At 38.8% G+C, this 25,709-nt stretch carries 29 protein-coding genes, 1 tRNA gene and 1 pseudogene; 16 read left to right on the top strand and 15 right to left on the bottom strand.

Annotated elements, in window-relative coordinates:
* Positions 1-434 precede the first annotated feature (434 nt).
* Positions 435-1,166 carry a hypothetical protein gene (locus F6K54_RS16685; RefSeq protein ID WP_293079379.1) on the bottom strand — a complete coding sequence of 244 codons (732 nt, stop codon included), beginning with the start codon at positions 1,164-1,166 and terminating at the stop codon, positions 435-437.
* A gap of 161 nt (positions 1,167-1,327) precedes the next feature.
* A complete protein-coding gene (locus F6K54_RS16680; protein WP_293079377.1) occupies positions 1,328-1,642 on the bottom strand; it encodes a hypothetical protein in 315 nt (104 codons plus the stop codon).
* Positions 1,643-2,230: 588 nt separating this feature from the next.
* On the opposite strand from F6K54_RS16680, the gene F6K54_RS16675 reads away from it, so the two are divergent.
* Positions 2,231-2,551, top strand: coding sequence for a hypothetical protein (locus tag F6K54_RS16675; protein ID WP_293079375.1), 321 nt, complete (start codon positions 2,231-2,233; stop codon positions 2,549-2,551).
* 85 nt (positions 2,552-2,636) lie between these two features.
* Here F6K54_RS16675 and F6K54_RS16670 read toward each other — a convergent pair whose 3' ends face one another.
* The 10 genes from F6K54_RS16670 to F6K54_RS16625 all read right to left on the bottom strand — a co-directional run bounded on the left by F6K54_RS16670 (position 2,637) and on the right by F6K54_RS16625 (position 8,472).
* Positions 2,637-2,924 (bottom strand): hypothetical protein, encoded by a 288-nt coding sequence (locus tag F6K54_RS16670; protein WP_293079373.1) that lies wholly within the window; start codon positions 2,922-2,924, stop codon positions 2,637-2,639.
* 124 nt (positions 2,925-3,048) lie between these two features.
* A tRNA-Gln gene (locus tag F6K54_RS16665) sits at positions 3,049-3,121 on the bottom strand.
* A gap of 38 nt (positions 3,122-3,159) precedes the next feature.
* The gene (locus F6K54_RS16660; protein ID WP_293079371.1) at positions 3,160-4,170 is read right to left on the bottom strand and encodes a hypothetical protein; all 1,011 of its coding nucleotides are present in this window, start codon (positions 4,168-4,170) and stop codon (positions 3,160-3,162) included.
* Positions 4,171-4,199: 29 nt separating this feature from the next.
* Positions 4,200-4,802, bottom strand: a complete 603-nt coding sequence (locus tag F6K54_RS16655) for a hypothetical protein (RefSeq protein ID WP_293079369.1) — start codon at positions 4,800-4,802, stop codon at positions 4,200-4,202.
* Positions 4,803-4,818: 16 nt separating this feature from the next.
* A complete protein-coding gene (locus F6K54_RS16650) occupies positions 4,819-5,385 on the bottom strand; it encodes a hypothetical protein (protein ID WP_293079367.1) in 567 nt (188 codons plus the stop codon).
* A gap of 3 nt (positions 5,386-5,388) precedes the next feature.
* Positions 5,389-5,778 carry a hypothetical protein gene (locus tag F6K54_RS16645; RefSeq protein ID WP_293079365.1) on the bottom strand — a complete coding sequence of 130 codons (390 nt, stop codon included), beginning with the start codon at positions 5,776-5,778 and terminating at the stop codon, positions 5,389-5,391.
* Between the two features lie 23 nt (positions 5,779-5,801).
* Positions 5,802-6,158: a hypothetical protein gene (locus F6K54_RS16640; RefSeq protein ID WP_293079363.1), complete on the bottom strand. Its 357-nt coding sequence runs from the start codon at positions 6,156-6,158 to the stop codon at positions 5,802-5,804.
* Positions 6,159-6,193: 35 nt separating this feature from the next.
* The gene (locus F6K54_RS16635; protein WP_293079361.1) at positions 6,194-6,763 is read right to left on the bottom strand and encodes a hypothetical protein; all 570 of its coding nucleotides are present in this window, start codon (positions 6,761-6,763) and stop codon (positions 6,194-6,196) included.
* 8 nt (positions 6,764-6,771) lie between these two features.
* Entirely contained in the window at positions 6,772-7,806 is a 1,035-nt protein-coding gene (locus F6K54_RS16630; RefSeq protein ID WP_293079359.1) for a hypothetical protein, read from the bottom strand.
* Between the two features lie 54 nt (positions 7,807-7,860).
* Positions 7,861-8,472 (bottom strand): hypothetical protein, encoded by a 612-nt coding sequence (locus F6K54_RS16625; RefSeq protein ID WP_293079357.1) that lies wholly within the window; start codon positions 8,470-8,472, stop codon positions 7,861-7,863.
* Between the two features lie 6 nt (positions 8,473-8,478).
* Between F6K54_RS16625 and F6K54_RS16620 the strand changes: the two genes are divergently transcribed.
* Genes F6K54_RS16620 through F6K54_RS16600 form a run of 5 tightly spaced genes read left to right on the top strand, consistent with a single transcriptional unit; the run spans position 8,479 to position 13,225 of the window.
* Complete coding sequence (locus F6K54_RS16620; protein WP_293079355.1) at positions 8,479-10,980, top strand: hypothetical protein; 2,502 nt, start codon at positions 8,479-8,481, stop codon at positions 10,978-10,980.
* A gap of 5 nt (positions 10,981-10,985) precedes the next feature.
* Positions 10,986-11,300 (top strand): hypothetical protein, encoded by a 315-nt coding sequence (locus tag F6K54_RS16615; RefSeq protein ID WP_293079353.1) that lies wholly within the window; start codon positions 10,986-10,988, stop codon positions 11,298-11,300.
* The gene (locus F6K54_RS16610) at positions 11,290-12,324 is read left to right on the top strand and encodes a hypothetical protein (RefSeq protein WP_293079351.1); all 1,035 of its coding nucleotides are present in this window, start codon (positions 11,290-11,292) and stop codon (positions 12,322-12,324) included. Before F6K54_RS16615 ends, F6K54_RS16610 begins: the two co-directional genes overlap by 11 nt.
* A gap of 8 nt (positions 12,325-12,332) precedes the next feature.
* Positions 12,333-12,887 (top strand): hypothetical protein, encoded by a 555-nt coding sequence (locus tag F6K54_RS16605; RefSeq protein WP_293079349.1) that lies wholly within the window; start codon positions 12,333-12,335, stop codon positions 12,885-12,887.
* Between the two features lie 17 nt (positions 12,888-12,904).
* Positions 12,905-13,225 (top strand): hypothetical protein, encoded by a 321-nt coding sequence (locus tag F6K54_RS16600; protein ID WP_293079347.1) that lies wholly within the window; start codon positions 12,905-12,907, stop codon positions 13,223-13,225.
* Positions 13,226-13,269: 44 nt separating this feature from the next.
* Here F6K54_RS16600 and F6K54_RS16595 read toward each other — a convergent pair whose 3' ends face one another.
* Positions 13,270-14,037: a hypothetical protein gene (locus tag F6K54_RS16595; RefSeq protein ID WP_293079345.1), complete on the bottom strand. Its 768-nt coding sequence runs from the start codon at positions 14,035-14,037 to the stop codon at positions 13,270-13,272.
* A 125-nt stretch (positions 14,038-14,162) separates the two neighbouring features.
* A complete protein-coding gene (locus F6K54_RS16590) occupies positions 14,163-14,477 on the bottom strand; it encodes a hypothetical protein (protein WP_293079343.1) in 315 nt (104 codons plus the stop codon).
* A 973-nt stretch (positions 14,478-15,450) separates the two neighbouring features.
* Here F6K54_RS16590 and F6K54_RS16585 point away from each other — a divergent pair.
* The 9 genes from F6K54_RS16585 to F6K54_RS16545 all read left to right on the top strand — a co-directional run bounded on the left by F6K54_RS16585 (position 15,451) and on the right by F6K54_RS16545 (position 19,762).
* The gene (locus tag F6K54_RS16585) at positions 15,451-16,632 is read left to right on the top strand and encodes a hypothetical protein (protein WP_293079341.1); all 1,182 of its coding nucleotides are present in this window, start codon (positions 15,451-15,453) and stop codon (positions 16,630-16,632) included.
* 133 nt (positions 16,633-16,765) lie between these two features.
* The gene (locus F6K54_RS16580) at positions 16,766-17,101 is read left to right on the top strand and encodes a hypothetical protein (RefSeq protein WP_293079339.1); all 336 of its coding nucleotides are present in this window, start codon (positions 16,766-16,768) and stop codon (positions 17,099-17,101) included.
* A 57-nt stretch (positions 17,102-17,158) separates the two neighbouring features.
* The gene (locus tag F6K54_RS16575) at positions 17,159-17,848 is read left to right on the top strand and encodes a hypothetical protein (protein WP_293079337.1); all 690 of its coding nucleotides are present in this window, start codon (positions 17,159-17,161) and stop codon (positions 17,846-17,848) included.
* Complete coding sequence (locus F6K54_RS16570; RefSeq protein WP_293079335.1) at positions 17,848-18,069, top strand: hypothetical protein; 222 nt, start codon at positions 17,848-17,850, stop codon at positions 18,067-18,069. The genes F6K54_RS16575 and F6K54_RS16570 overlap by 1 nt, the downstream gene beginning before the upstream one ends.
* Positions 18,066-18,410, top strand: coding sequence for a hypothetical protein (locus F6K54_RS16565; protein ID WP_293079333.1), 345 nt, complete (start codon positions 18,066-18,068; stop codon positions 18,408-18,410). Before F6K54_RS16570 ends, F6K54_RS16565 begins: the two co-directional genes overlap by 4 nt.
* Positions 18,407-18,685 carry a hypothetical protein gene (locus F6K54_RS16560; RefSeq protein ID WP_293079331.1) on the top strand — a complete coding sequence of 93 codons (279 nt, stop codon included), beginning with the start codon at positions 18,407-18,409 and terminating at the stop codon, positions 18,683-18,685. Before F6K54_RS16565 ends, F6K54_RS16560 begins: the two co-directional genes overlap by 4 nt.
* Entirely contained in the window at positions 18,682-19,068 is a 387-nt protein-coding gene (locus F6K54_RS16555; protein ID WP_293079329.1) for a hypothetical protein, read from the top strand. Before F6K54_RS16560 ends, F6K54_RS16555 begins: the two co-directional genes overlap by 4 nt.
* Positions 19,069-19,566, top strand: a complete 498-nt coding sequence (locus F6K54_RS16550; RefSeq protein WP_293079327.1) for a L,D-transpeptidase family protein — start codon at positions 19,069-19,071, stop codon at positions 19,564-19,566. It abuts the gene before it with no gap.
* Between the two features lie 4 nt (positions 19,567-19,570).
* Entirely contained in the window at positions 19,571-19,762 is a 192-nt protein-coding gene (locus F6K54_RS16545; RefSeq protein WP_293079325.1) for a hypothetical protein, read from the top strand.
* A gap of 238 nt (positions 19,763-20,000) precedes the next feature.
* Here the strand turns inward: F6K54_RS16545 and F6K54_RS16540 are convergent.
* Positions 20,001-21,087 (bottom strand): annotated as a pseudogene (locus F6K54_RS16540) (RNA-guided endonuclease InsQ/TnpB family protein).
* Positions 21,088-22,518: 1,431 nt separating this feature from the next.
* Between F6K54_RS16540 and F6K54_RS16535 the strand changes: the two are divergent.
* Entirely contained in the window at positions 22,519-24,876 is a 2,358-nt protein-coding gene (locus tag F6K54_RS16535) for a TIGR03032 family protein (RefSeq protein ID WP_293079323.1), read from the top strand.
* Positions 24,877-25,709: the final 833 nt, after the last annotated feature.

The raw sequence follows: 25,709 nt of genomic DNA, 5'->3' as shown, positions 1-25,709 counted from the left end.
AAAAAAATATTTACCGAAAAATTGGGTTTAAAGCCTCCCCCTTTTAGGGGGACTTTATGTTATTATGGAAACAGCGGAAAGGTATTCAACCGCTCTAAAAACCTATAGCTACTTAACTGTAGCGTTTGCACCTTGAAAACTAGAGTTATGGGGTTTTGCACAGGAATGCTTGTGCATGGAAAAGCTCTAAGCATCAAGTACCAGAGAACCAAATTTTTTCAAGGTTTGAACTGTACCGTAGGGCATACGGGAACAGGCTCTTGGAATAGAGCAAACGCTTGGGGAGAGAATCATCTCTGGGCTAAGTATCGCAAGGTAATTAGTTTAAGTGGACTCAGTGAACCAAGAATCCTGGCTTCAGGAGAATCTCCGCGCCTTTAGGCCGGAGAGTATGTCAACTTGTCAACAATCAAGCCAGACAAATAATCTACGTATCAAACCCTAGCCCCATCCCAAAACTCAAAAGCCTTCTTAACTACCTCAATAGGATGGACATTCTGAGTATCGATAAGGCGCATTGCATATTCTTCCAAACGACGAATTCTGACTATATCTTTACGGTCAAAATGATTGCGTAGCTGCTCTTTCTCGCACCCATAAAACTCGCAAAGTTGTTTTGCACTTTTACCAAACAGTAATCTGTTGACAGTATCTGAAGTGTTTGGATACATCCACTTTTTATCGTTATCTGATAGCTGCGGGTTATTCTCGATATAACTCTTGACAACATCGGTTAACGTCCGCCGTATAAACCTCCCTTCTTGACGCTCTTTTAGGAACTGCTGGGTTTCATCCTTCTCAAACTTTTGCCCAAAAGCCTCAGAGAATAATTGAGTCAAGGTGACTCCCACTAAGTCATCCCTTAAATCCTGTGCAGATTTGTTACCTTTCCTATCAAGCTTGGCTAATAGCTTCTCAAAATCTAGTAGGGAGATTATATTGACAGGTTTTCTGTTCAACTCTGAGCTAGTTTTGTCGAACTTGAACTCCTTGCCTAGTAAGGTTTTTACGTCTCTAGAAGCTTGATTCTGGCGAACTAAACCTAAAGCATCTAACTGACTAACCGCTATCGCATAATCGCCATTTGACAACATCAAGCCTTCAAATTCAATATGGCCCAATGTGACTACAGCGACTAGAGCCTTACCTGTTTGTTTTTTGTTCATAACTATTTTTATTGTTGGGAATAGAAAAACTTGCAGTGCGAAAGTAGCGATCGCTAACCACTAAATCCATATTAATGAAAAATATATCTACCTAATCTCACCCTAAAATTTAGGGAGATTTGCTCCCTAAATTTTGTCTTATGAGCGATCGCTACCTAAAATCAAAGTTCTGTCAATCGAAACTCTTCATAGCAATCCGGACAAGGGCTGACTTCTTCTTCCCAGTCCGAGCATAACAAATGTCCTTGTTTATCCCAATAATTAGGGGAATCAATGTACAAATCTAGTTGATATTTCCACCAAGCCCGCTCCTGGCTCCGAAATAAAATCATGCCGACAATTTCCCCACTATCTCCCTCGTCAGTGCGGACTATGTCTCCAAACTGGAACTTGGGCTTGGGAAACTTCTGGGGTAAATTTAAACGATGAGAATTGACACGTCGCTCTTGACGTGTTACTGTCTGCTGTATTAGCATACTATTATCCTTTTGGTTGGTTGGTTCAACTAAAAAGGCTAGGGAAGGGAAGGTGGCTCTAATCACCGACCCTTTCCGCTTGTAAAAAGCTTGTCACCTGTTGAGTTGTAATTTGAACCTGGCAACTCCAGGAGAAATTGTCAAGGGTCAGTTAAGCGCCCCTCATCAGAAAACCCTGGCCACATGACCAGGGTTTTGAGCTTTTTGGGAGGATTAAACTTTTGAGGAAGCTATCAAAATTAAAATCAAGAAATAACTACTTTAATTAATATTATTTTTTCTACACAAGTTTAAAGTAAACCTTTTTTTTCTTGATTTAGTGATTTTCCAGTATCTTATTATACTGTACAGTCTCCACTGAACAGCTCGCTGTACAGCTATGATTTAAAATTATATATTCTAGAAGCGAAACCTAATTCTCTTAATTGTTGTTCGGTTAATTTTCCTGGGAGGTTTGTAGGCAAATAGATTATCTTTAGGCGTCCATCTTTTAGGCTTCTTATATGACTCGTCTGGGCCTCTCAAAGTCCAGCGGTATAAAATTTTCTCCATAAGATTGTATAACTTTTCAAAAAATGTAAAAACACCATGAAAGCAAGTATAGATTACTGCCCCAACTGTGAGGAAAAAATGTCTCACAAAGTTATCAGCTTTTGGTACTTTGGCTGGTATATCCGATATACTAGCTGCTTAGTCTGCAATCATGTAGAGAAGACTGTAGAAAAAAAGCTAGTGCCTGATTGGCTACACATGATACTTCATGCATATTGGGCAAAATCAAGATTGAAATTATTGTTCCTAGACTTGCGACTGCATAATTGGATTAGATTAATCAAATCAAGCTTCTCCTTAGAAACACATCGCAAGTTCTGGAACAGCTTACGGCCTTCAGAAGATTACCTTTGCTGACGTTGTCGAAAGTGCGGTCCGAGATGAAGTCAGCCCATGTAGCAAAAAAAAGTCCCCGTCGTAGATTGCAGGCACTTTTTTTTGATTACAGTTCTTCTATTTGCAGCTTTGCCTCTAATTTTTGAGCCTTCTCTTCTGGTAGCCAAAATTTGAAGATCTGATTTCCAATTCCTAATTGAATGTAGCAATCACACCCTTCAGGATCGTCTAGTTCTTCTATGTATCGTCCCTCGACCTCTCTATCTTTGTGTTGGATAAACTTTTCCCAAGATTCTAGCGTGTCTCCTGCTGTGGCTGGTTGGTTATATCTTGCTATATAGAGAAAAGACACTTGATCTGGGTTGAATGCGAAAGTTTTGCTTAATCTAATCATTGTATGCAGTCCGTTGTTGTGTGTGACATTTTTACAATAACTAATACGCAATCACTTGTCAACATCTTCAACAAACTTTTTTTTGCAACTACTTAAATGATCACAGAAAACTTGACTTTAGGAATGGCGCAGGCTGGATTTGAACCAGCGTCTCTAGAATCAATCTCTAGCGAGTTAACCACTTGCTCGACCACGCCGTATATGCCAACAAGGTTGGCATAAAATTAACTAAAAGTTAAATAGGTATAGTGGTATCATCCCCAGGTAATGGGGCTGGTTCCTCCTCATCGTTAGAGCCAGAAGAAACAGTGACAGTCAGATCTTGCTCCTCGCCTTTCAAATAATAAACATCGATCGCATATCTTTGATCGATTGGAGAGCCATCCGGGCTTTTGAAGCATAGATTTTGTTCGCCATAACTATCTGTAGGATCTCCTCTCCCAATACTCCATTTCCAATCAGCAGGATAATCAGTAGTAGTCCCTCTGCTAACGTTTGTTGCCGTTAGGTGAGGTATTATCTCGCCATTATCATTTTCTATTGGCATTCCAGGAGTTACAGTTTTATCCTCATTTACTTTTGGCAAAGAAATGAGGCCGATAGGTTTGGCTTCGCCAAAATAAAATCCACCTGGAATTTTTACATCTATTTGACTTCCCTTCTTTCTATCGATTACAACGGAAACTGGTGAACCTTCCTTCCTGGCAGCGATGTTTGCAAGTAATTGATTACCTGCCTCAGTTGCCTGTCTTTGAGCATCCTGCTTTGCCTGGCTTTCGTTGAATTCGGTGACTAGCCCATCTACGCCTGTCTTGATGCCGTCCAATTCAGATCCTATATTAATCAATTGTTGGAGGTTATTTGCGTCACCTTGTATGAGAGTACTCAAATCATCATTTAAGCTTACCTCCACTCTCTTCATCACAGTCACCAGTTCGGAGACAACCTCCGTATAGGCTTCAGAGCCATCAGTTATTGCGGCCTGGATAGCAGCTTGCCTGCTATCTTTAATGCCAGTCAAATAGGCAATTTTTTGATCTAACTTCAAGCCCATTGACTGCAATTCAGTCTCAATAGCTGTGGTATCAAGATTGCCTGACTCTATATTTTTAATACTTTGATCTAGATCACCTAGCTTGCTAATAACTTCATCCAGCTTCCCGGTCACGCCGGGAATTGTAATTTCTCCCGTGGTGGTGATTGTAGTTGTCGCGGTGAACTGTTGCGGATAAAATGCTTCTCTCATTGCTCAACCTCAATTAAATGTATAAAAAACTATGTGCCAAACTTATGCACTTGTAAATTTCGGACTTCTAAGTCAGCCCCAACTCCAGTCCCGTAGAAATATAGCCTCGTGCCTGGCGTGTGTTCAAACGCAACAATAAAAACATTGTCAATATAAGCTTCAACAGACAAACCATCTGTTGAAATTTGAAACTTAAATTCAGATGGGACGGCTTTACTCAGATCGTTATACTGATAGTCCTCGTCTAGAGCTGGCTTGTTATGGTGCAATGTCCGCCCTTTGTACGAATAGCGGTTCAAAAGCCCTATTACTGTTGCGTACCACATAGTCGCCAGGTTGTCTGGGGTAAGTCCCAGAAGCAGCCACTTGGAGGGCGTGCAGGTAAATCTTTCGCCTGGAAGATTGATATACTCATTGGAGCAAAAGGAACTATTGTACTCGTGATAACGAGTTGCGTAGATGCGACCTTCTTCATAAGCCCATCCATCAGGGTCTTGAGTGAATAAAGTCGCGTTTTTCCCTTGTGATGGCGCATCGCCATACAATTCTAATATTAAAGCAGGAGAAGCATGAATTAAATCTTCAAGTTCTCCGAGATTTTGAGTGAAAGTTTTTGAGACAGTACTAGACATAATCTATGTAAAACAATCAAATGGGATAGCTTCCTGATAACTGTATGCGCGAATTTTCTTGGAATATCGCGTGATTGGGATATTTATAATCTCCATTATTGATCTCTCTAAGCTCCAAATAGTCTGCGTCACCTGGATTCACTACGATCAATTGACCTGTCACCCCTATCAATTTTTCGGTAGATTGCACAGCGCCAGCGTAATACATATTGTTTTGCGCTGACTTAAAAGGAAGCCCATATATGATGACATACCAGCTACCGCTACTGATATTGCTTGCAAGTTTTATGTCAATCCAATAATGAAAGATCTCGCCAACTATTTTGTAATATCCATTTCTAGAGGCATAAGTTGGCTCTATGGTTTGCCCCAAAGTTCTTAAGATGGGGACAAAAGCCCCTTCGGCTGCAACGCTGGGGCCGGTGTCACCCTTGTCTCCTTTCTCTCCTTTTTCTCCAGGTAATCCATTCAATCCTTGAGGACCGGTGTCACCCTTGTCTCCTTTCTCTCCTTTCTCGCCAACTATCGTTTTTTGAACTACGAACAAAGGTTCATCTCTGGTTGACTGATTTCCCCACTGCATTATTTAAATCTCCTCAGAAGAAACAGACATTTTTGCCAACATATAAATTATTTGCGCGGATTTGCCTTCATTGCAAAAGCAAGTTAGAAAGTTTCCAGGGGAAATCGGCACATCAGACTCTCTAGTCTGCTTGAACCATCCATGGCAGCCTATACTATCTTTGTTTATGGTTTCAGCAGACATATTCCAGATGCCATTTACTATAGTGTCTTTGTCCTCTGGAATAACTTGTATCGTAAAATAATATATTCCAATCCTTTCTTCTGAGAATAAAACCTTGGGCTCCTTCCAGTCGCCAACTGTTATTTTTTTTAATGAGCTAAGGTCGTACACTCCAGGAGATGGAATTAGTAAACGAGAATTTTCGGCATCGTAAGCTGAGGCAAAATTCATAAATTGTGAATAGCTTGAACTTTTCAAACAGTATAAAAAACTAAAATCAATTTGCCGGGATATTCCTCAGAACAGGCATAAGCATACAGAGGAACTCTACCAATATCATAGTCCCCCCACACATCCTGACCAGGCAACAACAAGTAAGGAGATTTGATAACCTCTTCAGGAAGAAATTTGTGCGAAAGCTTGATTTTCACCGGGCCAACATTGAACGCCTTCCATTTTCTGTGTTTTTCCGTAGATTGAAGCAATTGTAATATCAATTCCTGGGCAACAACCTCTTCAGTCCCCCCAAGGGGTAGATCAATTATCTTATTTTCCCAATCAATAGTTTCTATTATTGGGCTTTGTGATTGATTTAAAGGCGAAAACTGCATTGTTTGAACTACTATTAGCGCAAGGAAAAGGTAATTTAATTGTAGCAGACTGCTATAAGTTTCTGCATCGCCTTTTTGTACAAAAATCCGCGCCTACCTTCAAACTGAAACTTAGAATCAAGAAAAACGGAGACATCTAAGATGTTGAAATCCTCTTTTATTTGAGAATAAAGAGTAGGCATCCCAGGTGTTTTCCGAATAATTTCATGCCATAAAATAACTATTGGGGCCAACCTTATCCTCTTGTCTAATTCACAATAATATCTTAGATAGATAAGATATTTTTGAGTAATTTTGGCAATTTCTTCATCAGACATTTTCCTGTAAGGAGCGCCATGAATGAAGCCTCTCTCTTCAGACTTAAACTTTAAAGTTTCAAATTCTTTCAAAGAAAGGATTTCTTCTTTTTTTCTACACCCCATGAAAGGATGCCCGCAGCTAAAATATATTTTCTCGATATCCTCATGAGATAAAATTTCATCAAATATCAATTTCAATTCAGCATCCCAAACAGGCATCCCATTAATGCCTATATTTATAATATTTGGATGCTTTTCTAGTGATTGATGATTTGCGTGGAAATCCCCGACAAAAGCTATTTTCATATCAATAATCAATAACCTAAAACATTAAAGACATTTCTCTTAGAATCGAACGAAAAAACGGCGTTTTTCCAAACGCTACCCCAGTAGTTATCTTCAAGGCGAATCTTTATAAGGTAATACCTGGAGAAGAAGTTTGGCTTGAGCAAAAGTTTATCAGTTAAAATTGACGGATCGCTAGCATTCTTGAATTTGACTTCCCCATTAATTCTTTTTCCGGTAGAAACCCAACTATTGGTTTCTTTCCAGAATTTCAGGTACTCTAAATTATATGTCTCCTGCCAGCCGAGAAGAGACCATATATTTGCTCTATCTATCAGATTAGAACTGATGCTATGCACCTCCAAGAAGTTGCCGTCTTCAGGATAAACAACACTACTAAAATCATCATCAATGTTTATCTCGAATTCATAGCCAGTATCTAACGCGGTGTTGAAATCGTAGCTACCAAAAGCGAATAATTTATGCCCTGTAATTCCTAATTCAGAATCTCCCTTTTCTTCTAGATAAAGAAATCCCGAATAATCACCAAAGTCTTCGGGGATATTAAATTTTTCTCCTGTCGGGCAATCGACAATAATATTTAATGGTATTGGCACTTCTTCCTCTATCTTTGTGCTTGGATTTTCAGAATGAATTGTAATGATTAATTGAGCTTGTTTTTCAGACAAAGCCCAAATAGTCCTTTCTCTCCCCTCAATTTTAAGCCCCTCGACAGGAAGCTCCCATGCACTATCAGTGAAATTTTCTCCTCCCTCATCTCCTAGATATAACAATACCTTTGATTTATTAGGATTGGAAATTAAAATCTGGTAATTTCCAGGATCTTTAATCTCTACTATTTTATAAGGAGTGCCCGCCTCCAGGAGGAGAGGGTAATTAGCTAAAGTATACTGGCAATCAATTCCGTCACTTTTATTCTGCTGAGTAGCTGAAAATTGTTCGATCAGAAAATTTTGTTGATCGAGGATTCCAATTATACCTTTTTTTAATTGATCAATTGCTTCCAAAAAATGAGGAGCTTCCCTTAAAGGTAGTCCACCCATCAAATTATTTGCCTTGTTATAATGTTTATCTTAATATATAAAGGAGTTTGGGGATTAATCTGGGTAAAAATTATGGTGTGTTAACACGCCAGTATCAAAGGTGTAGTTGACATTACCAGTATAGCTGGCAGAAATAATTACTTCATCTCCTTCTTCAAATCTAGTCAAGTAACATCTTAAATCGAGTTCAGGAGTCATGATAGGAGTCCCTAGAGCCCTCATTAAGTCCTGATATTCTCTAGTAAAGGGAGGCTTAGTATCTTTATTCTTGATTTTGTATGAATTATATAAAAGCACATGACCTAAAATCTGGTTAAGGTGGCTACGTGTTTTGACTAAAACCAGTTTAGAGGCATACGGTTTGCCGTCTTCGTTGAAAGTAGCATCATTATATAATCGTTCATACTCAATGTCATCAACCATCTGCTGTAGATCACTATTTGCCAGGCTATACTCTCTGTCAGGTTTAGGGGCGAGAGAAGGCATGATATAGCTGACAGATATGTGGTTAATTACATAATTTACATTATATTCAGAACCATTGGCTACCCTGTCATGTTTATTTTTCTCAGTCCGAAAATCTATAATTGTATTATAGATGCCAGCACTGCCGACAGAATTTAAAAAACTATTACTGATTGGCTCTGATATTCTTTCTTTTGCCATAGATAAATGCCTAAGTTGAAAAATACGCTTTCTGGAGATCTTAACGCGAAAATCGACATGGACAAACAAAATCATCCTATTTTTGGAATCGATATTGATATAGGAGGAGTAGGAATAACGCTAACTACCGAAAATGGAGGAACAGTTGGCATAGGTTTAGGAGCTGTGGGGATTGAGTATAATGCGGAAGGGGGAGGCGAAGTAAGTGCATTCGGTTCAACAATGGAAGTGGCAAAAAGTGGGTGTGTTTTGGTTAAAAAGTCTTCTGTTGGAGGATTTCACGTCCATACTGAGGTTCAACTAATCCCCAACTGTGACATACAGGAGAATAAGCCTCTAGAAATACTAGACGATAAAGCGGCCGAAGAAGGATTGATATCTGGCTTTCCAGATGATCAATTTGGAGGCAGCCAATCCTTTCCTGGAGATCCAGATGATCTGCTAATCGGAGTTGCCGTGTGGAATGCAACCTATAGTGCTTATCCTGCATACAATTCTGATGGGAGCAAGGTCAGGGGCGCGGGAACAGGATATAGAATAACAAGGCAACTGTCAGAGCCTGTTGTCACTGGAGAAGGGTATCTTAGGTTTTATTCTGTTGAGCTTGAACGGAGCTACTTTCGAGGATGGGCCATTCTTGACAGTGTTGTCCTCATGCCTAATCAAGGGGTTCCTCATTTTTTTCAAGACGGTAGTTATTTTGCAGATAATAACCTTACTACAGAAAGCAATGTATATTTTGGTTCCGGGGCTGGTGTATGGTACTTTGTAAGCCACCCACCAATGGATGAGCCAATTATCACAAAATTTAGCATTGAAGATTTAACCTTTAAGGCAAGGTTTAGTAAAAAGCCAATCTTCATATTTGATACGGGAATCACAAGATTTTTCTCGGCCAGGAGAAGGGACGTAAACAAAATCCCAATCTATATGGCAGATTTCTATAATGCAGGCAGGTATGGAGACTTGCAAGAACTGTTGAGGAAGCCCGAAAACGAGCCCGCCTGGGATGACGGTTTTACGAGCTGGAGATTGGATTTATTGGGGATGTATAATCTCACCCAAGGAGTTCCAGAATCACACAGCAAAAAACCACCGCCACAATATATACCTAAGTTTGAAAAAATGAGCAAAAAGTGTTGCTATACAGAAGACGACCGCAAACGAGATAAATTAATCCTGCTGGCAACTGGGGGATTAAATTTCCCTGGAAAAATAGGGATTAATGATAGTACTTTATCTGCTAAGTTCCCAATAGGAAAAAACGAGACTTTGCAAGAATGGGAATCTTCTATTTCGTCCCTTTTAGAACTTCAGATTTGGAGGATTTTAAATAATGCTCCAGCAGACAGCGAGTTAACAAGACAAATCGCCCTTAACTTAGGAGTTCCAGTTGCAAATTTCAAAGTCAACGAACAATATCCAGATGGGGTTAAAAAACAGTCATCATCTGAAGATTATGGTTTCCCTTTTAAAGCGCCGAAAAGTTGGTTGGTACCAGAAGCGAAAGGAGAGATTGCTATCTATAATCAACCGCAATTATCGTTAATAATTGCTGCAATGATATCCAATGGCAGCAGTGACAAGATAGAAAAAATCGCATCCTTACTAGGAGTCACAGAAGAAGGGTCAGCTATTAGCAATCAAGGAGGAGAAATTTCTGACAACAGCTCCGGGACGGGCTTTCCGGTTATAGTTCAAAGTCATACAGACGATCCAGTAGATGAAGAAGGAAAATTTATAAAAGACCCTAGTCTTTTTCCTAAAAGGGTTATAAAAAATCTAAGAGAACTAGAGCTTTATCGACTAGAGCTACAGCATCGGCTTTATAGGTTTAGTGGTGCTGGCCCTACGTTGAAAAAAAAATTTAGAATACCATTACCCCTTCTCATCCCCTATGCCAGTGAGGAGGAAGTAGAAGAACCGGAAACAATAACCGGAATTATTGCTAGAGTAATTGCTATCATCACGACCCATGGGTTCCCTCCGATCCTAAAATTCGATATTAAAACTCCAGGAGGAAGAATTCCAGTTCAGCCTATTTCCAGTAGGGATTACATTGAGGCGATGGGCAACTTAGTCGCAGAAACATATACTAAAACAGTGAGAAATCAAACCTCGCTGGTAAACTTAGCAGGAGAAGCATCTAGCATTCACAAACTTTTAATTCTTTACTATCGATTACTCAAGCTTCTTAGGAAAGGCATCGGGATTCCATGGAGAGAAATTAGCACAAAAGAGGAAAGCATTGAAAGTGGTCAGGAGACTTCTATCGAAAGTAATTTCAATTTTACTGAATTTATCAAAAAAGGATTTGGAGAATCTCCTAAGAATGGAAAGAAAAGCAAGAAAGATGAAGGCGAAAATACTTCCAAACCAAACGTTGAAAGCGATGACATTGATACAATTCAAGATGAAATAAACAAGCCCGGGTTTATATATGTAAAAGGGTTTGATACCAAGAAACAAACCTTGTCCTTGTGGAGCAAGTTGTTTGTCAAGAAATAATATTTATGGCTAAGAAACCCAAAAAAAAGCCGAAAGACAAAGGAGGCTCTGGCTCTGGAGAATCAAAAAAAACACCCGATTTATCACCCAAAGAAGCTGGACAAATAATTGAGCAAGAAGCTCAAGAAGAAACAGCTAGAATTTTAGCTGAATTAAATCTACAATTGATTAATTCTGGAAATACTTTAGACAAAAAAAGTTTAAAGGAAATCTTGAAGACCAAATATGGAACTGATTTAGCAAAAGACGAAAAGTTAAAATTAAGTGAATTAAATTATCCTGTAGAGGAAGTAATAAGCATAGAAGTTAATGGCAACTAAAGACACCAAAAAAGAAGCCAAAAAACCTGTTGTCGCAAACGGTGTGGACCCAAACAAACTGTGGAAAAATATCACAAGTACGATCGATACGGGGACAGATTATATAAAATCTACAGCCTCTAAGGTCAGTGGCTTTATAGAGAGCAATGTTACCTACCTGAAGGAGGAAGTTACATTAGAAAATATTGTGGGAGGAGCTGGTGCCGTATGGGAGAATATAAGCAAGGGGAATTGGAATTTTTTCAAGGATTGGGCTACCTCGGAAGATACACCTTTTGTCGCTAAGGCTTCTGCGGTTGCTGCATCTATCGGTGGATTAGTAGTGGGTGGCATTGTCGCAGGGAAAGCTGCAATTGCAGCAGGGACAAAAATAGCTGCTAGTAGCATGGGGAGCTTGCTTATGGGGTCGGGACTGACTTATACGCTTACCCGGCAAGAATTTGTAGAGAAAGCCTTCAATTTTACGGAGAAGGCTATGGAAGTAGATTTTAACCGAACTACTGATAAATTCTTTGCAGATTCGGTAAAGAGACTACAGGAATTGCTAAAAACTGTAGCTCAAGACTTAGCAGGGTTAGGGGGAAGATCCTTAGCTAGGGTAATAGTGGACCAAACCGGAAAAACTTATTTAGAAGTTAACCGAAGGATGTTGGGGATATTATCGCTCACAATGAGTGAGGAGGTGTTTGAAGATATTAAATCATCGCTAGGAGGGATAGCTTCACAATTATGGAGTTTGGCAAAAGATGTGGCTAGTGAAGCTGTGCTATTGATGGGAAGGGATTGGCTGGCAGAATTAGGAGTACCTGGGATTACGAAGGGGAACGACAAGGAGGAATTTACACTAAGCGATAAATTGGAGAAGGATTTTAAAACTATTGCTGATGCTTATAAAGTTCCTGATTGGGTACGAGAGGCGTTAGGAGAAGGCGCGTCGGAATTCTATGACCAATTTAGAGAAAGTTTAACTGATAGAGCGGGCGTAATAGATGCTAGCAGAAGGCAGCAAATAGTATTTGTATAAATGAAGAAATGAAACTAACAAAAAACCAAGAACAGCTACCAGAAGTTATTAGCTCTGCTACTACTTTAGAAAGTAGTATTTTGTTATTAAGCAAAAGAGTACTAGAGTTGCAAAAAACTCATAATCAGGCTTCTTCAGAGGAGAACAATCTAGTCATAATAACGATAGAAACAGATGAAACAGAAGACCCTTTAGCAACCATAAGCCTGAGCAATATTGAGGCAGATTTTATCGCGGGGAAGTTAAATGTAGAAAGGCTTTTGGTCGAGGCTCCAGATAGTTTTGTTACGAAAGAATTTTATCCTTGGAACTCTAAGTCATCCCTAGAATGCTTGTGTAATCTATTATTATTTACTTTGAGACATGAGAAGCAAACTTCTTTTAATACTAATGAGTTTAATCCCATGACACTGACATTAACTCAAAACACTAATTTAAATGAGAGGATGTTCACATTCGCAGCCAGTTTAATATTACCATTGAATGTTGGTATTACAGAAGAAAATATTGTTTATACTGCGGATGAGTATTTGTCAGGAGATATTGATTTTGAGACTTTATAACTAAATTAATTTTACTCATGAAACGTTACACGGGCAAAAGTTTTACCAAACGCATAAGTAAAGAGTTAAAAAAACTTTGCGTGCCAGGCAAGTTAAAAACAATAACCAACAATCAAACAAAAATCAAATTCAAGGGCTTTCTGGGATGTTATTGTACGGAAGCAATCATTAATCAAGAAAGTGAGAATAAATTCATCGTCCAGCGAGATAAGGATGCACAGCTAGATGGCATCTTAAAGGTATTTAACAATATAAAAGATATGGCTATATATCTCGAAAAATTAGGTAAAGAAGTTTCAAGGATAGATTTAGAAAATAGTCAGTTCAAAGATAGATAGGGAGATTGCCTCCCTAAATTTTATATGAGCGGACAAGTTAAATATTAAGTCCTAGCCCCATCCCAAAATTTAAAAGCTTGCTTAATTGCCTCGACAGGGTGGAAATCCTGAGTCTCAATAAGATGCATCGCGTGTTCTTCCAGGCGACGTATCCTGACTACATCTTTACGGTCAAAATGATTACGGAGCTGTTCCTTATTACATTGATATAATTCACAGAGCTGTTTTGCACTTTTGCCAAAAAGCAACCTATTGAGAGTATCTGAAGTGTTTGGATATATCCACTTTTTATCGTTATCTGATAACTGCGGGTTACTCTCAATGTAGCTCTTGACAACGTCGGTTAAAGTTCGACGTATAAATTTCCCCTCCTGACGCTCTTTTAGGAACTGCTGAATTTCATCTTTCTCAAGTTTTTTACCAAAAGCATAAGAAAATAATTGAACCAGGGAAAGACCAATTAGTTGCCTGCAAAATTCTTGTGCCGCTGCATTACCTTTCAAGGCTAATTCAAATATTAATCGCTCGAAGTCTGGCAATGAAATAACATTGACTCCTTTAGGGTGCAGCTCAGATAGCACTTTCCGGTGGGATTGGAAAGCCATACCAGTCAACGATTTTAGCTGTTTTAAGCTTCGATTTGGTGGGATTAAATCCAACGCTGCAACTTGACTAATCGCTATCGCATAATCGCCATTTGGCAACATTAAGCCTTCAAATTCAATATAGCCCGATACAACTATAGCGACTAAAGCCTTACCCGTTTGTTTTTTTTCATATTCATTTTTTGTTGATGGGAATGGAAAATTCATGCGAAAAGTAGCGATCGCTAACCGCCAAATCCATAGTAGTGAAAAATATATCTGCCTAAGCTCATCTTGAAATTTAGGGAGCGTATCTCCCTAAATCTTGCCTTGTTAGCGATCGCCACCCAAGATTAAATCTTGCTCAATCGAGACTCTTCATAATGGTCGGGACAAGGGCTGACTTCTTCTTCCCAATTTGAACACAACAAATGTCCTTGTTTATCCCAATAGTTAGGGGAGTCTATATATAAATCTAAAAGGTACTGCCACCAAGCCCGTTCTTGGCTCCGAACTAAAATCATACCGACAATTTCCCCATCATCTCCCTCGTCAGTACGAACTATATCTCCAAACTGGAACTTAGGCTTGGGAAACTTCTGAGGCACATTTAAACGATGAGAATTTGCGCGTCGAGGTTGACGCGTCGCTGACTGCTGTATTAGCATACTATTATCCTTTTGGTTGGTATGGACAACTAAAAAGGCTAGGGAAGGGAAGGTGGGTCCAATCACCAACCCGGCCCGCTTATAAAAAAGCTTTTCACCTGTTGAGTTGTATTTTGAACCTAGCAACTCCAGGAAAAATTGTCAAGGGTTCATCTACCGCCTCCTCAACACAGAACCTTAGTCAAATGGCTGAGGTTTTTTAGATTTTTGACAAATCAACCTTTAAGTTTTAGGGAGCAGCTCCCTAAAATTGCATAGTTAACGCTCGCCACTGTTCAAGTTAATTTCGTCTATATTGCTCCCTAAAAATACTTTTATTTTTTAGGGAGCAGTTCTTTCTGGGCTTGCTTATTTGACGCTCACCGCTATTTAAGTTGATTCGCCTCTATTGCTCCCTAAAAATATCAGTCGGTTTTAGGGAGCAAATCTTTCTAAATTTGATTATTCGGTAGTGGTGGAATATTTTTTTTTATTAGTAAAGTCTCTGAGGTCGCATCTCATGCGGGTGGGTTAGCTGCAAGTGGCATTATAGCTGGCAAAGCTGCGGTCGCAGTGGGGATAAGAAGAATAGCTACGACTTGCTGGCCACTGCTCCCTAAATTTTCTTGGTCGGCGATCGCCTCCTGAAGGGTATAGACAACCGTCGAACAGCTACTTGTTATTTAAGTTAATCTCCTTTGTATTGCTCCCTAAAAATACTTTTAAATCTTAGGGAGCAGTTCCTCCTAAGCTTGCTTACTTGACGCTCATCGCTATTTAAGCTGATTTGCCTTATATTGCTCCCTAAAAATATCAGTCGGTTTTAGGGAGCAAATCTTTCTAAACTTGATTAGTCGGCGATCGCTATCTAAAGTAACAGTTGAATATAGGCAACCGTTGAACAACTGCTCCCTAAATTTACTTGGCCGGCGATCGCCCCAATTATATTTAAAAAGTTATCATTGGACAAGACGCATGATTGATTCATTTTTCGATGGCCAAGAAAGAAAAAAGTGGAAGTTCAAAAAGTAGTGGCGGAAAATCTGGTTCCAGTGATGGGAAATCTAGCTGGTCAAATAAAATCATAGAAGATTTATTTGAGCAGAGAGGAATAAATGTAGACATCAAAAAAGATACTAATCTTGGAAAATTATTGCAGCAAGATAGAAGCCAGCCACACAAATTGCGATTTGATTCCAAAAATACAATCACATTATTGTGCCCTCCAGAAAAATTACTGGAGAATATCAACAATGTATTAATCCAAAGACAAGTTTCCGGGTTATTCCTGGGAGATTATGATTTTGAAGAGTGGTTTGAAGATTTCACATGGGAATTCAGGAAAGATTTGCCTTCCACCAAGCAGTTACCACCTGGCGAAATTAACCCTTGGGGCCGTGACAGTAAGAACCGACCTAAAAAACTCAACTTATTATCATTGGATGAAGTCGCCAAGCTTGGCAAGCAGAAAATTCTATTTTATCCAGACCGGACTGTAGAGCAGAATATTTTATTTACCGGGACTTACCACGAACTTAGGCAGCAGTTACTGGATTATATGCGATCGCCTGTTGAATCTTGCGTTTCTAGTAGAGGAATTTCGGAAAGGAAATATTTATCAGGTCATCCCAAAATAAAATTATTATTCAGACAAGTTTCCGAATTACAAAACGACCAAGCAGCAGGATTGAAAAGCGAAATATCACTCACTTTAAATGAATATTCGGAATACGATGATGGATATGGGTTCAAAACTTTATCAATACAAGACTTGAGACAATTTGCTCAAAAGATAAAAAACTTATTCGTAGAACCTGAATTATTCAAGATTGAGAGAGGAAAAGAAGGGTATAGCTATCAGGATTGGAAACGCGGATACGGGACATGGTCTAATTTTTTAAACAAAGAAAGCGCAGTATCTTTTTTCAAACGGTATGTACAAATCAAAGGCGACCAATTCCGCCCGGAAAAAATAGGGGAAAACCCAAATACGGACAAAGCAGATGATAAAGAAGAGGTAGAAATCCTGGGAGAGCAAACCGCATTGCCTCAGAGATTCAGAAAAGTCTCCCTTGCTTTGTGGGTGGCTTATTGTGATATGCCTGTCAGTGGTCAAAAAATTGTTTTAGTTACCAGAAGTCAGAGGCAGCCAGTAGATAGCAGGATTCTGGGATGAGTTTAGAGTTACTTATTTTTTTTACAAATATTAATATTTGTAAGTATAGTCAAACAAGAAAAAACACTCTCAATTTGCCTTTGATGATGCTATTAATAAATTAGTCCATCAAGAAAATCAAAAATTACATTTTATGGTACCAAATCAAATTCAGGTAGCGGATCTTAAAGCAGCACTAACAACTGTGGGACTGGATATAACAATAGGCCCGACGGTAGCTGACGACGATGATGCCTTGCCTTTGTCGTTTGGATTCATGGATGCGCTCATTTTGGCGCAGACGGCGCAAAATAATGCAGTAGCGGAAGGTGAACGAGTGCGAGCGGTAGCATTAAACCCAACTTCCCAGATAGTTCAAGTAGAATTTCCAATTGGAAGTGGCACGATAGTGCCAGCAGAAGTGAAAGCATACAGCCTGACTGGAAGAGCAATTAAAGCTGTTGTCAATGTCGTCCCCTCTTTGATCTAGGTTAACGACCAAAATCATTATCAATTATTCACCTAATTCAAAAGCACAGGCAAAACAATGGGAGTAACCAATAAATACGCTTCGCCAGATATAAGAGCTGTGGACTTGTATCATCCTACTATCACAGCAGCAAGATTCCTGTATGCTTTTCCGGGAAAAGTAGACCAGGCAGAAATAACAGTTTTACAGCAAACCCCTATTGCTACAGCAATTCAAGGCAACGCTGCTCCTGTTATAGCAGGAACAAGCAGTAGTAAGCCTACCCCTTTAATAGTCAGAAGAAAAGCGACGCCAGTAATAACAACTCTTTGCAGCACAACTGCTTATGAGGAAGCATACGCTCAAGGGTGGAGAAGGTCTGAAACCGCAGCATTTAATTCAAAAAGAGCGCAAGACACCAATGTAGACGGTTATTCAGCAAATGTCACTGGCGCAATAATGGTGTGCGTCGAGGTGGAATCTAAAGGCAAACCCCTAAAGTGGGGCTGGTGGATGCCTAAATCTCAAGCCAAAAAGATAGGTTCTGCTGGTCTGACTGCGTTGGGAATAGAAATACCTAGCACCGTAGAAGATTTTGCACAGATAGTGCTTGGTTGCAATTCCGTCAAACCGCCCAGGGCTAAAAAAGTGATAACAGAAGGCGCAACTGACGGAATGGATACTACTACAACTTTCTACTCAACCAAGGTTGAGAATTTGCCTGACGACTGGACTCATGTGAAAAACTATACTGACTACGAAGCCTGATGAAAATAATCGTTCCTGACAACCCTTTATTTTCGATGACAAATGTCCCTCAATGGTGGGAGCGACTCCAGAGAGAAAAATGCGATCCTATTCATCTATTCGAGATAGATGGAATTTTCCAGCCTTTAGACTACAAGAGTCTCAGAGATTTTTGCCTGGGAGGCGAATTAGAATCTCTGCTAGGAAAACCAACAATAGAAGAAGAAGTGACAGCAGAATGAGCTGGTACGTCCTAGGATTCTTGACTCCTAAGCTGAATCAGTGGGAAAGAAGTAGCACCCAAGTTGGCAACTTTAGCGCACTAAAAATCACTTGGGTGCTAGGAATTAATCTTAATATCAGCTCTAGACTGCTAGTCCGGAGAAACTTTGGAAACTGTGTAGATAAAGCTACTTTTGCTTATCCAGATATTAATTATCCGGTAATAATTGAACTACCAAAAATTGAGCAGCAGGTCCAAGAATCGCCAAAGATAGAAGTCAAGAAATATTCAAGAAAAAGATATATCAACTATGTTCTAGCAGAAGATTATAAGGTATATATAGAAGCATGGGTGGAATGAGTGCCGCGAATGAAATTATAATAGTAGGCAACATATTAATTAGTATTGGATTGATATGTTTAGGAGTTATTCTCCTGACAAACAGAGCCAAAGAAGATTCATTTTCATTGGGTGTGCTATTCCTGGAACTAGGAGTTGATTATACTTTAGTGAATTTTGACATACATCCAATTTTCCTGCAAGTAACGCCAAAAATCACTATTATAGGCTGGTTATTGTCAATAATCATCTTGGAAGTAAGAATGTTTTTTATTGCCAGGAGGAAGAATGAATGATTATTGCATCCCAACAAATTCCACTTTTTGCTAATGAATACCTGACTTTTTTTTTAGTACTTTTTTCAATCATTTCAGGCTTTCTGCTTGCTTATATGCCAAAAAGGCAAGCTCAAACAATTAAAAATCTCAAGGAAGAATTAAACAAGGTAAATGTAGAGAAAGCAGAGTTAAAAAAATTGAGAGTTGCTATCTCCCGGATTGATACTATCTGCGAAACAGCGCTGGACACAAAAGAGTTTATGGAGGGAGAAAGAACAGCAGATTATTACATGAAAATAATTGCCTCTATACACAGAAATATTCACCAAGAAGAAACCGATTCTTCTGATAACCAAAAAAACAACAACGACGAAAAAAAAAGAATCATAAGGAAAAGATAAATGAAAACTTTTTTGCTCCTAACCAACACAGGCAAGCTTGATTACACAGGCTGCAATATTCTAAAATTAGAGTATGTTAAAGATAGTGAGCCAGTAGACTCTATTCACTGCTGCTCTGGCGCGCCAGGAAGACAATTTTTCAGAAAAGGCTGCGATTCTTGGGCGCGATCATTAGAGCCTTTACCAGAAGGGCAATGGTATGTAGATGACATTGTTTGGGCAGGAGATACCGATGTTTTTGATGCCTATCAAATATGGAGTTCTGGTATCGGGCCTGTTACAATACCCCTGGAATATGTAGGACCAGAAGAGACTGATAGAAGCGCCATCGAAATCCACATTGATTGGAATAGTCGTTATTCCCCGGGAACGGCGGGGTGTATTGGTATTTACTCAATCGAAGATATGAAAAAATTAGTTGAGTGGTTGCGAGAAAGCGATCCTCGTGATTTATTTGTCGATTGGGAATTAGGAAGCTGCCCAATTAGCGCAGAGTAGCGTAATGATTCATATTAAACCTGTTGACTGGTATGGTGGGTATAAAAAGAAGACTCAAAAGTTAAAGCTAGCAGGAGTAAACTTATCTGCAATTACTCCAGAAGCATTTTCTGAGGCACAAAAAAGTAATGACTATGAATTTTCTCGGTTATCTTGTTATATGAGCGATCCAGTTCCTTTGCTTTGGATAAAGTGACAATACCAACAGCAGCTCAAATTAAATCACCAAAAATAGAAAACTGTTCCGGAACACATTTTGAAATTAAACCAACTATAGCTTATCCACCATAGTACCCTGTTCCAAAGAGATATTGCTTTGAATTTCAGCACAAATAGAAGTTTCAATCACTGCTCTATAAAACTGATACAAAGCGTCACATAACGTGACGATATGATGTTTACTTCCTGCTTCTTGTGAGGCCGTCGGCGGTTACTCATCCACAGGCATTCACGACCGAGCCGACCGCATCTCTCAAATTTATACTGGCGTTTAAATCTCTATCTATTGACAACCCACACTCTGGACAGTCATAAGTTCTCAGATGCAAGGGCATATCTTGAACATAACCACACCTACTGCAAGTCTTTGATGATGGAAAGAATCTATCTACTACTACTAATTCACTTCCGTACCATTGGCACTTGTATTTAAGCTGTCTCCGAAATTCATAAAATCACTATCTGCTAACTGATTTTCGCTAGCTTATGGTTAGAGAGCATTCCTCTGACATTCAAATCTTCTATGACAACACTGCCGTGGTTCTTGGCTAAATATGTTGTCAGTTTATGAAGTGCGTCTTTACGGATGTTTGCTACTTTTCTATGCAACCTAGCTATCTTCAGTTGTGCCTTTTTCCAGTTAGCAGAGCCTACTTCTTTATGACGATTTAGGTATTGCAGCCGAGATAACTTAGCTTCAAATCTCTGATACGATCTCACACTTTCAAATACTTTTCCATCACTTAGTGTAGCCAAGGTTTTCACACCTAAATCTACACCAACTACATCAGTTTTTTTGGGTGTAGTTGTGGCATGAAATTCATAGCTACAGCTCAAATACCAATCACCTGCTTGTCTGCTAATAGTGATTTTTTTAGTTGTTGCCTCAATGGGTTCATAAGTTTTGACAATACCAATGAAAGGTAACTTGTGATTCCATCCATTTAATTCTATTGGTTTTCCACAATTATCTATTGTGAAGGAATCATGTTTACCTTTCTTCTTAAATCTTGGATATTTACCCAACCCTTGAAAAAACCTCTTAAATGCTTCTCCTAAGTTTATGAAAGCGTATTGATAGACTCTAGACGACAATTTTTTCATCCAGGGTATTAGTGGTTTTGTATGATTAGTAAAAACCTCTCTCAGTTTACGGGCATTGGGTTTATAACCGTCTTTATAAGAAGCATTCCACAAGCTTAAACCCCAGTTATAACACCATCTGGTGTAACCTGCGTGTTGAGCCATCAGGGTTTTCTGTTTGTTATTGAGTTTGAGTTTTGTATGAATTGACTTGTACATATTTCTAGCTCTTGGCCTGATAGTTACGACTGTATTTTCTCAGGTCTGAGAGAACTATCGTATAATACTGCAAAAGCGCGTAAATTGTCAACTAGGTCAAAACTCTAGGTTCTGGCACAGCAAAACTACCAATAGTTGCAACACCAACAGCAGCTAAAATTAGATAACCAAAAATCGAAAACTGTTCCGGAACATATTTTTAAGTTAAACCAACTATAGCTAATCTGTGATAGTACCCTGTTGCGATAAATCACCAAAAATAGAAAACTGTTCCGGAGCACATTTTCAAGTTAAACCAACTATAGCTAATCTGTGATAGTACCCTGTTGCGATAAATCACCAAAAATAGAAAACTGTTCCGGAGCACATTTTCAAGTTGAAACAGCTATAGCTAATCTGCGATAGTACCCTGTTGCGATAAATCACCAAAAATAGAAAACTGTTCCGGAGCACATTTTCAAGTTAAACCAACTATAGCTAATCTGTGATAGTACCCTGTTGCGATAAATCACCAAAAATAGAAAACTGTTCCGGAGCACATTTTGAAGTTGAAACAGCTATAGCTAATCTGCGATAGTACCCTGTTGCGATAAATCACCAAAAATAGAAAACTGTTCCGGAGCACATTTTGAAGTTGAAACAGCTATAGCTAATCTGCGATAGTACCCTGTTGCGATAAATCACCAAAAATAGAAAACTGTTCCGGAGCACATTTTGAAGTTGAAACAGCTATAGCTAATCTGCGATAGTACCCTGTTGCGATAAATCACCAAAAATAGAAAACTGTTCCGGAACATATTTTTAAGTTAAACCAACTATAGCTAATCTGTGATAGTACCCTGTTGCGATAAATCACCAAAAATAGAAAACTGTTCCGGAGCACATTTTGAAGTTGAAACAGCTATAGCTAATCTGTGATAGTACCCTGTTCCAACAGAGATATTGCTTTGAATTTCAGCACAAATAAAGGAAGAAGTAATAAACAGATCGGGAAAAAAAGGAAAAACAATCGAAATTGGTATTATTAGGATTGGAGAAGTTATTTTTAGATATAATTTGCAGCCTTTTTTTGTAGCATTATTTTTTCACGCTTGGTATTAAGTGTTCTAGAAATTAAAAATCACGTAAGCATTCAGCTATTAGCCATCAGCTATCAGCAATAAGATCCTGTGCTGAAGAAAGGGGTTTACATGAATATAGACTTTGGAACTGACTTTTGTAGTAAGATTTTTCGTTTCTCAATTAAGAAAGCTTTTATCACTAACTAAAAGCAATAGCTGATAGCTGATAGCTGACGGCTGAATGCTTACAAAATCACCAAATTTTATATAGGAATTCGTCTGGAGTTTGGTAAGACTCCGGATTCTGAGTTATTTTTATTGTTTAATATAGTTATACCTATTTTGACCCTAACTTTTAGATCACCTGAAAATGAATAATCAAACTGATGCTCCTGTTAATACCGACAATTATTTATTAAGAAGTGTACACACAAACAATTTCCCCCAAATTTTAGACCAGTTAGGCATATCCTTAGTCGTTTCCACTTATCAAGCAGGTAAATTAATTGTATTGCGTGCCGATAATGGAGTAATTAATACTCACTTTCGCACCTTTAAAAAACCCATGGGGTTAGCAGCAAATCACGAAAAAATTGCCCTGGGAACTGCTTATCAAATTTGGGATTTTCGCAATGTTCCAGCAGTGGCAGAAAAAATAGAACCTGCTGGTAAACATGATGCCTGTTATTTACCCAGAAATATTCATATAACTGGGGATATTGATATTCACGAAATGGCTTGGGCAAAGGATGAGTTATGGTTTATTAATACTCGTTTTTCTTGTCTTTGTACTCTCGGTCATCCTAATAGTTTTGTACCTAGATGGAGACCTCCTTTTATCACTGGATATGACTTAACAGACCGCTGTCATTTGAATGGATTATGTTTAAAAAATGACCTACCAAAATATGCCACAGCTTTAGGAGAAACTGATACTGCTGCGGGGTGGAGAAAGAATAAAGCTAATGGTGGCATATTAATGGATATAGAAACAAATGAAATATTAATGCGGGGTTTATCTATGCCTCATTCTCCTAGATGGTATCAGGAACAATTATGGTTATTAGAATCGGGCAATGGTAGTCTGGCAAAAGTTGATTTAAACCAGAGAAAATTAGAAACAGTTGCTAAGTTGCCTGGGTTTACTCGCGGTATGGATTTCTGGGGAAATTTAGCATTTATTGGTTTATCACAAGTTAGAGAAACTGCTGTATTTACAGGGATGCCAATTACTCAACTTCAAGAACGAATTTGTGGAGTCTGGGTAGTAAATATTTTAACTGGAGAAACTATTGCTTTTTTAAGGTTTGAAGCAGGAGTTCAGGAAATATTTTCTGTGGCAGTTTTGCCGAATATTCGCTTTCCTGAAATTATTGAATGGAATGAAAATTTACTTGCTAGTTCTTATGTTTTACCTGATGAAGCTTTGGCAGAAACAGTAAAACCAACTTCAGAAATAGCTATGGCAGAAACTCATTTAGCTAAAGGAAATCAGTTCTATCAAGAAGGTAAATTAGTAGAGGCGATCGTTGAGTATCAAGAATGTTTGAAGTTACAAGCAGATTTGACAAGAGCTAAATATAATTTGGGTGTAGCTTTAGGAGATAATCAACAGTATGAAGCAGCAATTAATGTTTTACAACAGGTAATTAATACAGAACCAGATAATGCGGAGGCTCACAATAGTCTTGCTTATGCTTATAGTCAAAAAGGTGAATTAGAAGCAGCAATTAAACATTATGAAGAGGCAATTAATCTGAATGGTAATTTTGCCAAAGCACATTTTAATTTAGGCATGACATTGTTGAAAAATGGAGAATTTAAACGAGGATTTGCTGAATGTGAATGGCGCTGGCAAACAGCAGAATTTACTCCCTTTCAATGTCCTCATCCTCAATGGAAAGGGGAAGGTATTATGGATAAAACTTTGTTAATTCATACCGAACAAGGAGCAGGAGATGCTATTCAATTTATCCGCTATATTCCTCTAGTGACAAAACGCTGTCAACGGATTATTTTTGTATGTACGTCTGAGTTAATTCCTATTTTTAAAAGTGTTCCAGGAATTGATAAATTAATGCCTCCAGGAGAACTGCAATTATCAGAGTTTGATATCTATGTGCCCTTGATGAGTTTACCTTATATTTTTGACACAACTTTAGAAACTATTCCTGCCAATATTCCCTATCTCAAATCTACAAACAGTAACCATATAAATATTTCCGATACTGAATACAAAGTAGGTATCGTTTGGGCAGGTAGTCCTACTCATAAAAATGATCATAATCGTTCTTGCAAGCTAACTAATTTTTTACCAATTTTGCAAGTTCCAGGAGTAAAATTTTACAGTCTCCAAAAAGGAGAAGCTATCAAAGAATTAGCTCATATTTCCAGAAATATTCAGATAGAAGATATGAGTTCTCAGTTAAATAATTATGCTGATACAGCAGCAGTAATCAATCAACTAGATTTAGTAATAAGTGTTGATACTTCCGTGGCACATTTAGCAGGAGCATTAGGTAAACCTGTATGGACTTTATTATGTTTTAATGCTGATTGGCGTTGGTTACAAGAAGTAGAAAATACCCCTTGGTATCCAACAATGAAATTATTCCGTCAGTCTCAGTCAAGGGATTGGCAAGAAGTAGTTGAAAAGGTAAAAGCAGAGTTATGGGAAGTTATCACAGGAGGCAGAAGGCAGGAGGCAGAAGGCAGAAGGGAATTTTGACCCCAGCTCCCCCTTGCTGCCCGTACAGAAGTTATTTTTGTAACGGGGATTTAATATCATGTCCGGTTGAATACTTATACTTTGGAGGAGGTAAGGCAGCTATGCTGGAGGCAGGAGGCAGAAGGAAAGAAAAGGTTAGAAGGGAAAAGGTTTTTTTATCACGCTATTATCCGGACATGATATAAGAAGCCTCGCTAAAGGCAGAAGGCAGGAGGCAGAAGGCAGGAGGGAATTTTGACCCCAGCTCCCCCTTGCTGCCCGTACAGAAGTTATTTTTGTAACGGGGATTTAAGAAGCCTCGCTAAAGGCAGAAGGCAGGAGGCAGAAGGCAGAAGGGAATTTTGACCCCAGCTCCCCCTTGCTGCCTGTACAGAAGTTATTTTTGTAACGGGGATTTAAGAAGCCTCGCTAAAGGCAGAAGGCAGAAGGCAGAAGGCAGGAGGGAATTTTGACCCCAGCTCCCCCTTGCTGCCTGTACAGAAGTTATTTTTGTAACGGGGATTATAGCTGTTTGTGTAGCATCCCGCAGGGAAGCGCTGACAGCTATTTGCTTACAATGGTAATGGGTATGGAGGCCAGTCATTTTCTTGTCAAGGCACTCCAAAAATAATCAAAAATGTAGCAAAAGTAACGACCTTTAAAATAGATAAACTCATAGACAAAGCTATAATATTGATAATTACCGAAAAATTGTGGTTTAAAGCCTCCGATAAATTCGGATACTAGCACTAACAATATTCCCAGTACTTAGGAGTTCAATTGGTGTTGTTAAATTTTCAGACATGGCTAAATTTACAACTGATAACTGATAACTGATAACTGATAACTAATAA

The sequence above is a fragment of the Okeania sp. SIO3B5 genome (assembly GCF_010692555.1).
Taxonomy (GTDB): Bacteria; Cyanobacteriota; Cyanobacteriia; order Cyanobacteriales; family Microcoleaceae; genus Okeania.
Note: the sequence above shows the minus strand (reverse complement) of the source record. Positions and strands in the feature narration are given on the sequence as shown.